Raw genomic sequence first — 13,934 nt, 5'->3', positions numbered from 1 at the left:
CGCAGGAGGACGTGTGCCGCAGCAGCTTGAGTTTTTTGACATCCCCAGCCCGTGTCGCGGCATTTGTCAGGCCGACGACCGCGGTTTTTGTCGTGGTTGCTTGCGCAGCCGCGAGGAACGCTTTGGCTGGATGCAAATGAGCGATGCGCAAAAGCGTGACGTGTTGCGCCTGTGTCGCCAGCGCTTCCTGCGCCTGCAACGCGCCAATAAACAGCCTGATGATCCGCAACCCGAGCAACCCTCATTGTTCTGACGCATTCCTGATCTGCCGCACGTAAGTGTGGCTTTCCGCTTCCCACTGCGTTATCTGCTTGTGTATGCTGGCTTTAAACACTGTCATGAGGTTTCAATAATGGTAAACCGTATTCAACTCGCACCGCAGGGGCCTGAGTTTTCTCGCATGATTTGCGGATATTGGCGTTTGATGGAGTGGGGCATGTCACCGCAGCAGTTGCTGGCATTCATTGAGCAACATATCGAACTGGGAGTGACGACTGCCGATCACGCTGACATCTATGGTGGTTATGCCTGTGAACAAGCCTTTGGCGACGCGATGCGCCTTAAGCCTTCGTTGCGTCAGTCTATGGAGCTGGTGTCCAAATGCGGTATTGCCACCACGGCTAAACCGGGCAATCCCATTGGACACTACATTACTGAGCGTAAGCATATCGTTGGCAGCGCGGAGACATCGTTGGCGAATCTGCACACCGATTATCTTGACCTGTTATTGATCCACCGCCCAGACCCGCTGATGGATGCTGATGAAGTGGCTGAGGCCTTTGTGGCGTTGCACAAAAGCGGCAAAGTCCGCCACTTCGGTGTTTCCAACTTCACGCCAGCGCAATTTACACTGCTGCAATCACGCTTGCCATTCTCGCTGGTGACCAATCAACTTGAAATTTCGCCGATCCACCAGCCGAGTATTCTGGATGGTACGTTGGATCAGTGCCAGCAGTTGCGTATCAAACCTATGGCGTGGTCTTGCCTGGGTGGGGGGCGTCTCTTCAACGATGTCGAGTTCCAGCCACTGCGTGACGAGTTACAGGCCGTTGCGCAGGAAATTGGTGCGGAGACGATTGAACAAGTGGTTTACGCGTGGGTCATGCGCTTGCCGTCTGCGCCGCTACCGATCATCGGCTCCGGCAAGATTGAACGTGTGCGTTCGGCGTTGAAGGCGCAAGCGTTGACGCTGAATCGCCAACAGTGGTTCCGTATTCGTAAAGCGGCACTGGGTTACGACGTACCCTGATCATTGACAATAAACGGGGCAGCCTTGGCTGCCCCTTCTTTTACGCCAAAACGACCTGTCCGTCCGACAAGCTGTTCAACCCTAGCCCGACCAGCGTGACCGTATTGCCGCCAAAGTTAAACACCAGATTGTCGTTCACTTCGGACACAAAATCGCGGTAATCGCCGCCCGAACTGCTGCCCGGTGTCCCCATAAAGACCAGTTTGTCTTGTGCCTGATAGCCATAAATCTGATCTTGTCCAAAGTTACCGCTGAACAAGAAAGTGTTGCTGCCGCCCTGACTGTACATGATGTCGTTGCCGGCGCCTCCGACAAACACATCGTTGCCTTTGCCGCCGAAGAGTTGGTCATCACCGTCAAGGCCGAATAACCAAGAGCCGGCGTCTTTGGCTGTCAGGATGTCATTGGTTGCTCCCCCTTTTTCCGAGCTGGCATAGGCAGTCAGTCCTTTCTCCGAGAGTAACCCACTGTCGGTTACCTGATGCGCAACGTCTTTGGTGAAAATCAGCAGTGACGACTCTGTACTTTTCAGCGTATTAATCGAGGTTGCCTGGGTGATGTCGCCGTTAGCGTTGCGCAAGTAGAGGGTATTACCGTCGTAGGCAACTTCAGTCTTTTTCAAGGCGTGTTGCAGATCCAGTGTGTTGTTGCCTTCACCACCGGAAATGATGTTAAAGCCGCCACTGTCGCGGAAAGTATCATTACCGGCACGGCCCTCAAGATAATCATTGCCTGCACCGCCTTTAATTAAATCATTACCGTCGCTACCCACGATAAACGTCGGACCGCTGTGTTTCTCTGCGTTGCGGTTGAGATCCTCCACCCAGGTATTACCACGGGTGACATCGGAGAGGTTTGAGACGATCACCGTCGAATCTTTACTGGTCAGCGAGTAAAACTCGGAGTTTAGCACCCGCATTAACCCATCTTGATAAAAGAACGGCAGATGAGATAGCCAGGTTGGAATATTCAGAATGGAGAAGGGCAGGATGTTCCAGGCTGCGGAGGCATAGTGATCGTTAAAGTTAACGATATTATTGGTGGCAGACTCTTGTGGCGCATCGTGTACCCCTAACGAGGAAGGCGTGAGCGTTGTGCCATCAAGCGCGCGGAATACCGGGTCATTTTCGTAACCGATGTTGATCACTTTGCCGCCCGTCTCGTATTGCGTCGGCGAGGCAAATGCCACATAGCTGGATTGCGCATAGAAACCACCCCAGTTGTTGTCGCTGAGTGCCGCCATGCTGTTCACCGCCAATCCGCCAAGACTATGGCCGCTGATGGTCACATCATCCCCGCTTAGGCCCTGCGCCTGGGCAAATTTGGCCACATCGGCCAACAGGTTGCCAAAGGCCTTCAGACTGTAGTTGTCCGCATAACCCTTTGGCCCGAACCCGGCCAGCACATCGTTGATCACGTCACCGATGGTATCGGTGACTAATGACTCTCGCGGGCCACTGGTGCCACGAAAAGCAATGCCAATGCCGGTCAGATGACCCGCGTCGTCATATTTTCCCAGCACCTCGGCTTGGGCCGTGGTATAGCCCAGCGTCTCACCATAATAGGTACCTCGGGCATCAGTCTTCCCCTGATAACCTAATTGATCGGCGCTTATCAAGGACCAACCGGCGCTATTTACCGCTGCCAGTGCTGCCTTTTCCGAATCCGGATTCCACGGAATACCAGGCAACCCGCCTTGTGACTGTGTGCTGCCAATCAACGCAGTCACCAGCGTCAACGGCAAGCCCAATCCAAAACCGGTCGTATGGTAGCCTTCGTCAAAACCATTATCGATATTGTGATAGGCATAGGTAGAAATCGCCATGGCATCGGTAAATAACACTTTGGACTTTGCCTCATCGAGGCCTTGATAATTAAAGATTCCCATATCAGTTCCTTATGAATTTGCTGCATTGCCGGGGTGATCTTTGAATAGCCTTTGCAGCGGTTGCAGGTAAGCAGAGTGTATCTACCGATATCTGGTCAGAGGACCGACATCGGTAGAATTATTATTAGTAATAATTATTAATAATGCGAACTTGATGGTCGAAAATGTGCCTGTTTTGAGTGGTGGCGTCACACATTCCCCTATACTGAATACTCACAGTTATTCAAAGGAGATTGATGAATGAAACATTATTGGTATGCGGCCTTCGGCCTGATGGCCTGCGGAGTCGCTCAGGCGGCAACGGTAGATGTTGACATGAATCTGGTGACCGGACAGGGAATTGGCCAGGACATTGGCAAGGTGACAATCAGTGAAACGCCTTACGGCCTGATGTTTACACCGCAACTAAAAGCGTTGCCGCCCGGCGTGCATGGTTTTCATGTTCATGAAAATGGCAGCTGCGAGCCGGGCATGAAAGAGGGCAAGGCGGTTGCTGCGCTGGCAGCGGGCGGGCACTTTGATCCGCAAAAAACCGGCAAGCACCTTGGCCCTTATGCTGATGGCCATTTGGGCGACCTGCCGGCGCTCTATGTGACAGACGACGGTATGGCTACGTATCCGGTGTTGGCCCCCCGGCTGAAGAAAATCAGCGAAATAACCGGCAAAGCACTGATGGTCCATGCGGGGGGCGATAATAACGCCGACCATCCGAAACCGCTGGGGGGCGGAGGGGAACGTTTCGCCTGCGGCGTCATTAAATCGTAACGTCGGTCAGTGGGCTGCGGGCACCGCTATTGTCGTGTCTGGTGGCGTAATCGCCTGCTGTAGCTGTTGCAACGAGCAGTACAGCCGCCAAATGAGTCCGGCAAGATCGCGTGCCGCCTGATCCGGGTGGTGCGCCAATGCATTGCTCATTCGCAGCAACTCCTGCAACGTGGCGTCTAGCGAGCTGTGCTGCACACCTTTCTCCGTCATAATGCCTCGCAGGCAGTGAATGCAGACGTCACGTACCGCTGAGAGCGGATCGGATCGTGTTTGCCAGCCGCGTAATTGCCAGACGATATGGCTGCAGTTAAGTAACACGACACCCCAGCGCAATAACCAACTACGCGCTTCTTGATCCTGACTTTGGTTCAATTGACTGATGCGGTGATAAATCAGCGATTCAAACTGGCTTTCGCTCTGCTGCGGCTTTTTGCTTAACTGATCGATAAAGTCGCGTCGCAGGGCACGAATAATCCGCCGGCTTTTACGTTTGTCCGAACTGGGCCGTAAGATCTGGAATGCCAGGCCGGCCAGCAGCACCCCAACAATTTTACCGATACTGTCGTTAATAAAAGACTGATAATCGTAGCTTGGTGGATTGGTGACGGAAAGGAAAGAGCCCATAAATACAATCAGTTGTCCCCATAATGCCGCGTAGGATGGATGTTGCAGTTTGAACATCTGCATCGTGACCAGCACCGGGAACAGAAACGCGCAGAACAACCAAAAATCATCAATCTGAATCATCAAGCCGAATTTCACCACGAAACAGGCAATTGACAGCAATAGCACGGCTTTTAACAACGTCTTGATGCTGTTGATGGGGGACGGTGTGGAGGAATACAGCACGCAGCTGATAGCGATCAGCGTCAGGGCTGAGCTCCCCGCGTCCCACTGAGTGTTAATCCAGTAGGCACAACCGAGGACGATGCATAAGAAGGTGCGCAGGCCGTTATAGGCGGCCTCATAACTGTCGGTATGGCGAGCCAGCGAGGTCACGCGTGGCGGTTGGATATCGCTGACGGGTGTTGCGCTCTCGAGCCGCAATAACCAACGGCTGCAGTTCAGGTATAACCAGCAAAAATGCCGCAGGCGTAGCCAAAAGGCGCGGTGGCGGTAATCTGCCGGATCCTGCGGGGCGATCTGCTGCAGGATGCGTGCAAGACGGTATTTGTCGGTGTCGGGATGACGGAGTTCGGTCAGCAATTGATCCAAAACGGCCGCCAGGTTCGCAGGGCGGTCCGGCCAGTTCAGCAGCATACGGCGCAGGCTGGAGATGACGCTGGTAATGCGTAGCTGCTGATGCAACATATAATTGAGGAGGTTATTTTGTCGACGCAGTCGGTAGTGACTCCAGAAGGCCTGAATACGCAACAGATTCATGGTCAGAATCTGGCCGATCACCCCTTCATGTGATGTGCGCATCTGCAGGGTGATTTCCGGTTGCCATAGCATTGCTGCATGTTCCAGCAGACGTAAATGCATGCGCCTTAATGAGGTCAAGAGTGCTTCACCGTCCGAGGTGCTGGGCAAGATCATCATCATCAGGCCACCGCACAGAATACCGGTGATCACTTCGCAAACGCGGGCCTGCGCGATATCGAAGATTTGCTGGGTATCCGTGACGTTGACCGTGCTGAATGCAATGATAGCGGCGGTATAGCCCGCCAGGGCAAAGGCGTAAGAGACGTTATTCTGATAATGATTTGAAATGTATGTGCACAGACCGATCCACGCCGCGATAAACAGCGTGAATAACCAAGGGTCGTTCAGGCAATGACCGGCGATGGCGACCGAAGCGGCCGCTCCCACCAGGCTACCGAAAACGCGGCCAATACTTTTACTTATTACACCGCCCACGGTGGGGAAACTGACCACCGCCGCCGAGGTTAACGCCCAATAGGGTTCGTCAAGATTCAGGACGAAGGCCACCCAAAGCGACAGGCACATTGCCAGCGAGTTGCGCAGCGCATAACGCCATTGTCCACCGGTGGCTTTCCCCCAGGGGGTACGGTTCCATTCCAAAAAGGGCAGGTTCACTCGTTAGCCTTACTGATGAATCGAGATGGTACAGGTTGTACCGGCCACTAACGGTAAATCAGTGGGGACATTCAGTAGTTTTATCCGTACCGGCACGCGTTGCGCCAAGCGAACCCAAGGCACGTTGGGTTTTACATCCATTAATAAATCGCTGCTGCTTTCAACACTCTGATCGTAAATAGCGCGGCCAATACTCTCCACCTCGCCTTGAAGTGGTATGTTGCCATTATATAAAACGATATCCGCTTTATTGCCTTCTTTTATATGTTTTAGCTTGGTTTCTTCAAAATAACCGAGCACATAAAACGAGTGTACATCGACCAGTGCGACCAACGGCGTACCTACGCTGGCATAGTTTCCAACCCGAGTTTGTAAATTGGTGATATAGCCATCGGTAGGGGCGTAGATTTTAGTTTTACTTAAATTCCATTTAGCCTGTTCAAGATTCGCTTGGGCAGCTTTATATGCGGCTTTCATTGCCTGGGCCGCTAAATTTGACTCGTCCATGTCTTCAGCCGAAATAACATTCTTCGGCAGACCTCGGCGTCGCGCCGCCTCGTGGTCAGCCTTGGCCATGTCGGATTGTGCTTTTGCCAATGCGGCCTCAGCATTGTCGAGTGCAATCTGGTATGGCACCGGGTCGATCGTAAAAATCAGACTTCCCGCAGGTATGAACTGATTGTCATGAACCGTTATTTTCTCTAATCTTCCAGAAACTTCTGGTGTGATATTGACGAGCTCGGCACGCACCTTTCCATCACGGGTCCACGGGGATTGCATATAATAATTCCAGAGCCACCAACCGGCACAGATGGCAATGGCGCAGACGATTACCGTAGAAAAGTATTTTAATGTTTTACGCGTCATGGGTTACCAACTCGCTAAAATCCACAGGGAGCCGCTGACGGCGATGACGAAAATAGACAAGTCCATCAGCATGGGGTGCCAAATTTCACCAGAATAAATCCAGTCTCGCAACAACTGGTGTACCAGCAGCCATAAAACGAGTCCGAGCAGAAAAGCCTTAAATATGGGCGGAAAATAAAGTGAGGCGCCCAAGACCAAATCGGGCAAAGGGGACGAGGCATGGAGCCATGAAGTATTCACATTAACAATCCCGATGAGTGAATATGTTGAGTGTTTGCATAGATAATAAACAATAACCGCTCAAAATGGTGGCTATTTCCACAATATACATTATATACATTTGTGTTTTTAATGTGAGTTACTCAAAATAGTCTAAGCTCTGGGAGGGTATATTAGCATGCTAATTATAAGGAGGGGGAAGTGGAGTCAACATTAGGTTCAGATCTAGCACGATTAGTTCGTGTTTGGCGCGCGCTTATCGATCATCGGCTCAAGCCGTTGGCGCTTACGCAAACACACTGGGTTACTCTGCACAGTATCAATCGTTTGCCGCCGGAGCAGTCGCAGATCCAACTGGCCAAGGCGATCGGTATTGAGCAACCATCATTGGTTCGTACGTTGGACCAGCTGGAAGAGAAGGGGCTGATTACTCGCCACACCTGCGCCAACGACCGGCGTGCTAAGCGTATCAAACTGACTGAAGCGGCCGACCCCATTATCAGGGAAGTGGACAGCGTCATCAGCTCTACGCGTGGTGAGATTCTGAGTGGCATTAGCATTGATGAAGTGCAGCTGTTGGTTGGTTTGATTGATAAGCTGGAACAAAACATAACTGAACTGCAAAACAAACAATAAGATTTTCTTTATTTTTTACGATTAGATTTCACAGCATCGGAAATGAAACCGGAGGCCTAAAGCCTCCGGTTTTACCTGATACGCTGAGTTTACAGCGGGGATACGGTAATGGTGTCGCCGGTGCGAGCCATACGAACACGTTGACCCGGGCTGAACTTGGTGTCTCCAGCCTTCTGAACCACCACGATGTTCTCTTTCTGGTCTGTCTTGATTTCCAGCTCGTAGCCTGAAGTACGACCGGCCGCTTCACCGATGCTGTTACCTGCTACACCACCTGCCACTGCGCCTGCAGCCGTCGCCAAGCTACGACCCGTACCGCCACCCACGGTATTACCAAGGAAGCCACCCAAAACGGCACCCCCGATCGCGCCAATGGTATTCGACGTTTCACTACCCTGGATCTTGACTGGACGCACTGAAACCAGCGTACCGTAAGTCACGGTTTGCACCTGTTTGGCCTGCGAAGCGGAATACACGTCGCCTGACATGGAATCATTAGCACACCCTGCCAGCGTAACTGCGGCGATAGCAACGACGAGAAGACGCTTGATCATATAAAACTCCTGTTGGTAGTAGTCCATAACCTGGGGAACCTTTCCAGGCCATATTCAGTGAAAAAGATAGATAAAGTATGGCGTAAACGTGCGGATATCACCATGACCTGTTACTGCACGCAGCTTAACTTTGCACTGTTCAACCAATAATAAACGGTGGTTTAGCTTTATAACAGTATAGGAAGAAATTCCGTCGCATATTGAGCTGTTGTTTAGCCGAGGTTATCGCTATGGAGAATAGGCGAGTAAACAGGCGCATTGCTCACAGAGGTGAAAAAAGACATCATAATTCATGGCGTTAATGTTTCAATTCTGGTTTATTTATCAAGTTAAAATTTTGCTTCCCCGTCTGGGGTAAGGGATGTTGCTATGAAGTCAGGCCGCTATATAGGTGTTATGTCTGGCACCAGTCTGGATGGCGTCGACGTGGTGCTTGCTGCGATCGACGGACGAGTGGTCGCGCAACAGGCCAGCTACAGCCATCCGATACCGATTCAACTAAAGCAAGACATCCTCGGCATGTGCCAGGGACAGCAGACCACACTTTCTGCGGTAGGCAGGCTGGATGCTCAGCTTGGCACACTCTTTGGGGAGGCGGTGCTTGGCCTGCTGAAACAAACCGGTCTGACGGCTCAAGACATTACTGCCGTTGGTTGCCATGGGCAGACGGTATGGCATGAGCCCGACGGCGATGCACGTTTCTCAATGCAATTGGGTGACAATAATCGTATCGCTGCGCTAACCAATATCACCACCGTTGGCGATTTTCGTCGTCGTGACATGGCTTATGGTGGCCAGGGTGCCCCATTAGTGCCCGCCTTCCATCAGGCACTGTTGGCGCATCCGGTCGAGCGCCGTATGGTGCTGAATATTGGTGGGATCGCCAATCTCTCGATGCTATTGCCGGGGGCGCCGGTGCGTGGTTTTGACACCGGGCCGGGCAATATGCTTATGGATGCCTGGATATGGCGTCACCGTTCCCAGGCTTACGATAAAGACGGCGGCTGGGCTATGGAAGGGCGGGTCTGCCTGCCTTTGTTGCAGCAAATGCTGTCCGATCCCTATTTTGCGCTGCCTGCGCCAAAAAGCACGGGACGCGAGTATTTCAATGCGGCCTGGCTTGAACGTCAACTGGCGGGATTGGCCGTGGTCAGTCCCGTCGATGTACAAACGACGTTGGCGGAACTGACGGCGATCACCATCTGTGAACAGGTTCAGTTAGCGGGAGGCTGCGAGCGCCTGCTGGTGTGTGGCGGCGGGGCTCGTAACACGTTGCTGATGGCGCGGATGTCGGCATTGTTGCCCGGTACAGAAGTGTGCCTGACGGATGATTTCGGGATCAGTGGTGATGATATGGAAGCGTTAGCCTTTGCCTGGCTGGCGTTCCGTACGTTGTCTGGGCAGCCCGGCAACCTGCCTTCAGTAACGGGGGCAAGTTGTGAAACGCTGCTGGGTGGGATTTATCCGGTTTTGCCTTTGGGGGGGCGTTAGCTCTGTTAGGATAGAAATCGACAGGTTTTCCTAAGGAGCAATCGCATGAAAAAAGTCATTATTTCCGCCGGGGTACTGGCATTGGCTGGCTGTAGCTACGTTTTACCGCAAGGCAGCCAGACGTTGCATTACCAATGTGGCACCACGCCGTTGACGGTGTCGCTGGACGGTAAGGAGAGCACCGTCAGCATGTTGATGGACGGCGAACAGCTGAAGCTGAAACAGGTGTTGGCCATGTCCGGTGCCAAATACAGCGACGGCAAATACACCTTTTGGTCGAAGGGTCAAAACGCCTACCTTGAGCGTAATGGCAAAGTGATCATGAGCGACTGTACGCTGGCTAATTGATCCAGCGGGTGCGGCGTCAGAGCGATTGAGATCCTGACGCCGCTGGCGCAGAATAGAATCACGATTTTTCAGTTGGTTGATAACCGGATGATTGAAAATAATGAGTTTGATGTCGCGGACTTGCGCCGTGAATACACTCGGGGTGGCTTGCGCCGCAACGATCTGACTGCTAATCCGTTAACGCTGTTTGAACGCTGGCTGAAACAGGCGTGCGACGCGCGCTTGGCCGATCCCACGGCGATGTGTGTAGCGACGGTGGACGAGAACGGGCAGCCCTATCAGCGTATTGTGCTGCTGAAACATTATGATGACAAAGGGTTGGTGTTCTACACCAATCTGGGCAGCCGCAAGGCACAACAGTTAGCACAGAACCCACATATTAGCCTGCTGTTCCCATGGCACATGCTTGAGCGACAAGTGATTTTCCTCGGCAAAGCGGAGCGGTTATCCACTTTAGAGGTTATGAAGTACTTCGCCAGCCGGCCAAAAGACAGCCAGATTGGCGCGTGGGTGTCGCAACAGTCATCGCGCATTTCCGCGCGTGGTGTGCTGGAAAGTAAATTCCTCGAGCTGAAGCAAAAATTCCAACAGGGCGAAGTACCGCTGCCAAGTTTCTGGGGCGGGTTCCGGGTTAATTTCGACTCCGTCGAGTTTTGGCAGGGCGGCGCCAACCGTCTGCATGACCGTTTCCTGTATCAACGGGACGGGAATGACTGGAAAATTGACCGACTGGCACCCTGAAGACCGAAAATCCCCCTTAAGCGCTGGTACTGATGCCGCCGGCGCTTTATTCTATACCCGTCATATTTCAAGCGGCAGCCTTCCTGCGGCTCGAACGGGTTAGACTATATGCGTTATTCTGAATTTAATATTTCGCCAGTGGGCGAAAGGTCGTGTACCGACAAAGGTGCATTCGTTTATACATGGAGTCATTGATGGCAAGCAGCAACTTGATTAAACAACTGCAAGAGCGGGGCCTCGTTGCCCAGGTTACGGATGAGGAAGCGTTAGCAGAGCGACTGGCGCAAGGGCCAATTGCACTGTATTGCGGTTTCGATCCGACCGCTGACAGCTTGCATTTGGGCCATCTGGTTCCTCTGTTGTGCCTGAAGCGCTTCCAGCTTGCCGGTCACAAGCCGGTAGCGTTGGTGGGCGGTGCCACCGGTTTGATCGGTGATCCGAGCTTCAAAGCGGCCGAGCGTAAGTTGAACACCACCGAAACGGTGAACGAGTGGGTGGATAAAATCCGCAAGCAGGTTTCCCCGTTCCTCGATTTTGACTGTGGTAGCAACAGCGCGATTGCCGCCAACAACTACGACTGGTTTGGTGGCATGAATGTGCTGACCTTCCTGCGTGATATTGGTAAGCATTTCTCGGTCAACCAAATGATCAACAAGGAAGCGGTGAAGCAGCGTCTGAACCGTGACGACTCGGGTATTTCTTTCACTGAGTTCTCCTACAACCTGTTGCAGGGTTTTGACTTCTCCGAGCTGTACAACCGTCATCAGGTTGAACTGCAGATCGGTGGTTCCGATCAGTGGGGCAATATCACCTCCGGCATCGACTTGACCCGTCGTATGCACCAGCAACAGGTCTTCGGCCTGACGGTGCCATTGATCACCAAAGCCGACGGGACCAAGTTCGGTAAGACGGAAGGCGGCGCAGTCTGGCTGGCACCAGAAAAAACCAGTCCTTACAAGTTCTACCAGTTCTGGATTAACACGGCCGATGCTGACGTATACCGTTTCCTGAAGTTCTTCACCTTTATGGATCTGGCAGACATCAACGCGCTGGAAGAAGAAGACAAGAACAGCGGCAAGGCACCACGTGCGCAATATGTGTTGGCGGAAGAAGTGACCGGTATGGTGCACGGTGCTGAAGGCCTGGCTGCGGCCAAGCGCATCACGCAAAGCCTGTTCTCCGGCGCGCTGCACGACATGACGGAAGCGGACTTTGCCCAGTTGGCGCAGGACGGTATGCCGACAATTAAACTTGACGGCGACGCCGATCTGCAACAGGCGCTGGTGAATGCCGAATTGGTGCCTTCACGCGGCCAGGCGCGCACCATGATCGGTTCCAATGCGGTGACCATCAACGGTGAGAAACAGTCCAACGCCGAATACACCTTCAGCGATACCGATCGCCTGTTTGGTCGCTACACGCTTCTGCGTCGTGGTAAAAAGCATTACTGCCTGGTGGATTGGAAGTAATCAAAATTGCAGCAAAGGGGCCCTCAGCGGCCCCTTTATTTTTAAGGCGTCAGGGCAGGTCTTTGATGAAAAACATTCTTTCTATTCAATCTCATGTTGTTTTTGGCCATGCAGGTAATAGCGCTGCAGAATTTCCGATGCGCCGCATGGGTGTAAACGTTTGGCCACTCAATACCGTACAGTTTTCCAATCATACTCAATATGGCAAATGGACCGGCTGCGTGATGCCAGCCAGCCACCTGACTGAGATTGCGCAAGGTATTGCCGATATTAACCAACTGAAGCATTGCGATGCTGTGCTGAGTGGCTACATAGGTTCGCCGGAACAGGGTAGCCATATTCTGGAGATCGTGCGTCAGGTTAAGCAGGCTAATCCGAACGCGTGGTACTTCTGCGATCCCGTTATGGGTCACCCGGAGAAGGGGTGCATAGTCGCGCCGGGCGTGGCGGAGTTTCATTGCCAGCAGGCATTGCCATGCAGTGACATGATCGCACCCAACCTGCTGGAGCTGGAGTTATTGAGCCAGCGTACCATCGCTGATGTTGATCAAGCGGTAAGCGCTGCGCGCGAATTAATTGCCAAAGGGCCAAAAGTGGTGTTGGTCAAGCATTTGAGCCGTGCTGGCTATCATAGCGACTGTTTTGAGATGCTGTTGGTTACGGTCGATCAGGCTTGGCACATTAGCCGCCCGCTAGTGGATTTTGGTTCTCGGCAGCCTGTGGGCGTGGGCGATCTGACCAGCGGCCTGTTGTTGGTTAATTTGCTGAAGGGTGAGGCGCTGGATAACGCGTTGGAACACGTTACGGCAGCAGTCTATGAGGTCATGCTGACCACGCAGGCAATGGGTGAGTATGAGTTGCAGGTCGTGGCGGCGCAAGACCGCATTGTACAACCGACGTGTGAATTTAAAGCGGTAAAGGTTTAAGTCAGATTCAGCGCCCCGGCAAGAAAACCTGCCGGGGCGTGGGTATTATTTCAGCCCTTCGGCACTTAACGTTGCATCCACCGCCGGTCGTGCCGCTACGCGCTCAAAATAAGCGGATAAGTGCGCGCGTTTTTTGAGATCAAACTGCATAGCAATTGCCCACCGCAAGATGGTGAACAAGTAAGCGTCAGCGACGCTAAAGCGCGCCCCTAACAAGAAATGCTGCTTCGCCAGCACCGAATCCAGGTAGTCGAACTGCTTATCCAGTTTCTCCCGCGAAAAGGTTTTGTATTCTTCCGGCGTTTTCGGGTTAAACAGCGGACTGAAGCCTTTATGCAGCTCCGTCGCAATATAGTTTAACCATTCAATAGCGTGGTAGCGTGACAATGTGCCCGCCGCCGGGATCAGCCCGCGATCCGGAACGCGGTCGGCAAGATATTGCACAATCGCTACGCCTTCAGTCAGCAGGCTGCCATCATCAAGCAGTAACGCCGGCACCTGTCCTTTTGGGTTGATGGTCAGGTAATCTGCGCCGCTTTCGGTTTTCTTCAGCGCGAGATCAACCTTTTCCGCCGTAAAATCCAGGCCCGCCTCACGCAGAACGATATGAGGGGACAGAGAACAGGCACCGGCTTTATAGAACAGTTTCATCGAAAGCTCCTTGAGAGTGATAAGTGACAGGCATGCTTAACCTCTGATCCTAGCTCCATAACGTCAAAATTACAGCGGGTTAACCGACAA

General features: G+C 52.8%; 15 protein-coding genes. 9 read left to right on the top strand and 6 right to left on the bottom strand.

Annotated elements, in window-relative coordinates:
- Positions 1-13 precede the first annotated feature (13 nt).
- Both AC2FCQ_RS03855 and AC2FCQ_RS03850 read left to right on the top strand, forming a co-directional pair.
- Entirely contained in the window at positions 14-253 is a 240-nt protein-coding gene (locus tag AC2FCQ_RS03855) for a DUF1289 domain-containing protein (protein WP_209633061.1), read from the top strand.
- A 99-nt stretch (positions 254-352) separates the two neighbouring features.
- On the top strand, positions 353-1,249 hold the full coding sequence (locus tag AC2FCQ_RS03850; protein ID WP_490307597.1) for an aldo/keto reductase: 897 nt from the start codon (positions 353-355) through the stop codon (positions 1,247-1,249).
- Between the two features lie 40 nt (positions 1,250-1,289).
- Here AC2FCQ_RS03850 and AC2FCQ_RS03845 read toward each other — a convergent pair whose 3' ends face one another.
- Positions 1,290-3,137 carry a polyurethane esterase gene (locus tag AC2FCQ_RS03845; RefSeq protein WP_490307596.1) on the bottom strand — a complete coding sequence of 616 codons (1,848 nt, stop codon included), beginning with the start codon at positions 3,135-3,137 and terminating at the stop codon, positions 1,290-1,292.
- Positions 3,138-3,377: 240 nt separating this feature from the next.
- Here AC2FCQ_RS03845 and sodC point away from each other — a divergent pair, with 240 nt between their 5' ends.
- Complete coding sequence (gene sodC, locus AC2FCQ_RS03840) at positions 3,378-3,902, top strand: superoxide dismutase family protein (protein ID WP_209633064.1); 525 nt, start codon at positions 3,378-3,380, stop codon at positions 3,900-3,902.
- 6 nt (positions 3,903-3,908) lie between these two features.
- On the opposite strand, the gene AC2FCQ_RS03835 is transcribed toward sodC, so the two are convergent.
- The 3 genes from AC2FCQ_RS03835 to AC2FCQ_RS03825 are packed head-to-tail and all read right to left on the bottom strand — an operon-like array spanning position 3,909 to position 7,049.
- Positions 3,909-5,942, bottom strand: coding sequence for an FUSC family protein (locus AC2FCQ_RS03835; RefSeq protein ID WP_209633065.1), 2,034 nt, complete (start codon positions 5,940-5,942; stop codon positions 3,909-3,911).
- Positions 5,943-5,951: 9 nt separating this feature from the next.
- Positions 5,952-6,809 carry an efflux RND transporter periplasmic adaptor subunit gene (locus AC2FCQ_RS03830; protein WP_209633066.1) on the bottom strand — a complete coding sequence of 286 codons (858 nt, stop codon included), beginning with the start codon at positions 6,807-6,809 and terminating at the stop codon, positions 5,952-5,954.
- Positions 6,810-6,812: 3 nt separating this feature from the next.
- Positions 6,813-7,049 carry a DUF1656 domain-containing protein gene (locus AC2FCQ_RS03825; RefSeq protein ID WP_073963435.1) on the bottom strand — a complete coding sequence of 79 codons (237 nt, stop codon included), beginning with the start codon at positions 7,047-7,049 and terminating at the stop codon, positions 6,813-6,815.
- Positions 7,050-7,229: 180 nt separating this feature from the next.
- Between AC2FCQ_RS03825 and slyA the strand changes: the two genes are divergently transcribed.
- Complete coding sequence (gene slyA / locus AC2FCQ_RS03820; protein ID WP_037418732.1) at positions 7,230-7,664, top strand: transcriptional regulator SlyA; 435 nt, start codon at positions 7,230-7,232, stop codon at positions 7,662-7,664.
- Positions 7,665-7,753: 89 nt separating this feature from the next.
- On the opposite strand, the gene AC2FCQ_RS03815 is transcribed toward slyA, so the two are convergent.
- Positions 7,754-8,218 (bottom strand): outer membrane lipoprotein, encoded by a 465-nt coding sequence (locus AC2FCQ_RS03815; RefSeq protein WP_026142354.1) that lies wholly within the window; start codon positions 8,216-8,218, stop codon positions 7,754-7,756.
- Between the two features lie 369 nt (positions 8,219-8,587).
- Here AC2FCQ_RS03815 and anmK point away from each other — a divergent pair, with 369 nt between their 5' ends.
- From anmK to pdxY, 5 genes are all read left to right on the top strand, one after another.
- Positions 8,588-9,709 (top strand): anhydro-N-acetylmuramic acid kinase, encoded by a 1,122-nt coding sequence (gene anmK, locus AC2FCQ_RS03810; RefSeq protein WP_490307595.1) that lies wholly within the window; start codon positions 8,588-8,590, stop codon positions 9,707-9,709.
- Between the two features lie 45 nt (positions 9,710-9,754).
- Positions 9,755-10,057: an MliC family protein gene (locus tag AC2FCQ_RS03805; RefSeq protein WP_490307594.1), complete on the top strand. Its 303-nt coding sequence runs from the start codon at positions 9,755-9,757 to the stop codon at positions 10,055-10,057.
- A gap of 87 nt (positions 10,058-10,144) precedes the next feature.
- The gene (gene pdxH, locus AC2FCQ_RS03800) at positions 10,145-10,798 is read left to right on the top strand and encodes a pyridoxamine 5'-phosphate oxidase (protein WP_209633069.1); all 654 of its coding nucleotides are present in this window, start codon (positions 10,145-10,147) and stop codon (positions 10,796-10,798) included.
- 194 nt (positions 10,799-10,992) lie between these two features.
- Positions 10,993-12,267 (top strand): tyrosine--tRNA ligase, encoded by a 1,275-nt coding sequence (tyrS, locus tag AC2FCQ_RS03795; RefSeq protein WP_209633070.1) that lies wholly within the window; start codon positions 10,993-10,995, stop codon positions 12,265-12,267.
- A gap of 65 nt (positions 12,268-12,332) precedes the next feature.
- The gene (pdxY, locus tag AC2FCQ_RS03790) at positions 12,333-13,193 is read left to right on the top strand and encodes a pyridoxal kinase PdxY (RefSeq protein WP_404759706.1); all 861 of its coding nucleotides are present in this window, start codon (positions 12,333-12,335) and stop codon (positions 13,191-13,193) included.
- Between the two features lie 45 nt (positions 13,194-13,238).
- On the opposite strand, the gene gstA is transcribed toward pdxY, so the two are convergent.
- Positions 13,239-13,844 carry a glutathione transferase GstA gene (gstA, locus tag AC2FCQ_RS03785; protein ID WP_209633072.1) on the bottom strand — a complete coding sequence of 202 codons (606 nt, stop codon included), beginning with the start codon at positions 13,842-13,844 and terminating at the stop codon, positions 13,239-13,241.
- Positions 13,845-13,934 lie beyond the last annotated feature (90 nt).

It is taken from the genome of Serratia sp. CoH_134_PS_4, assembly GCF_058190535.1.
Note: the sequence above shows the minus strand (reverse complement) of the source record. Positions and strands in the feature narration are given on the sequence as shown.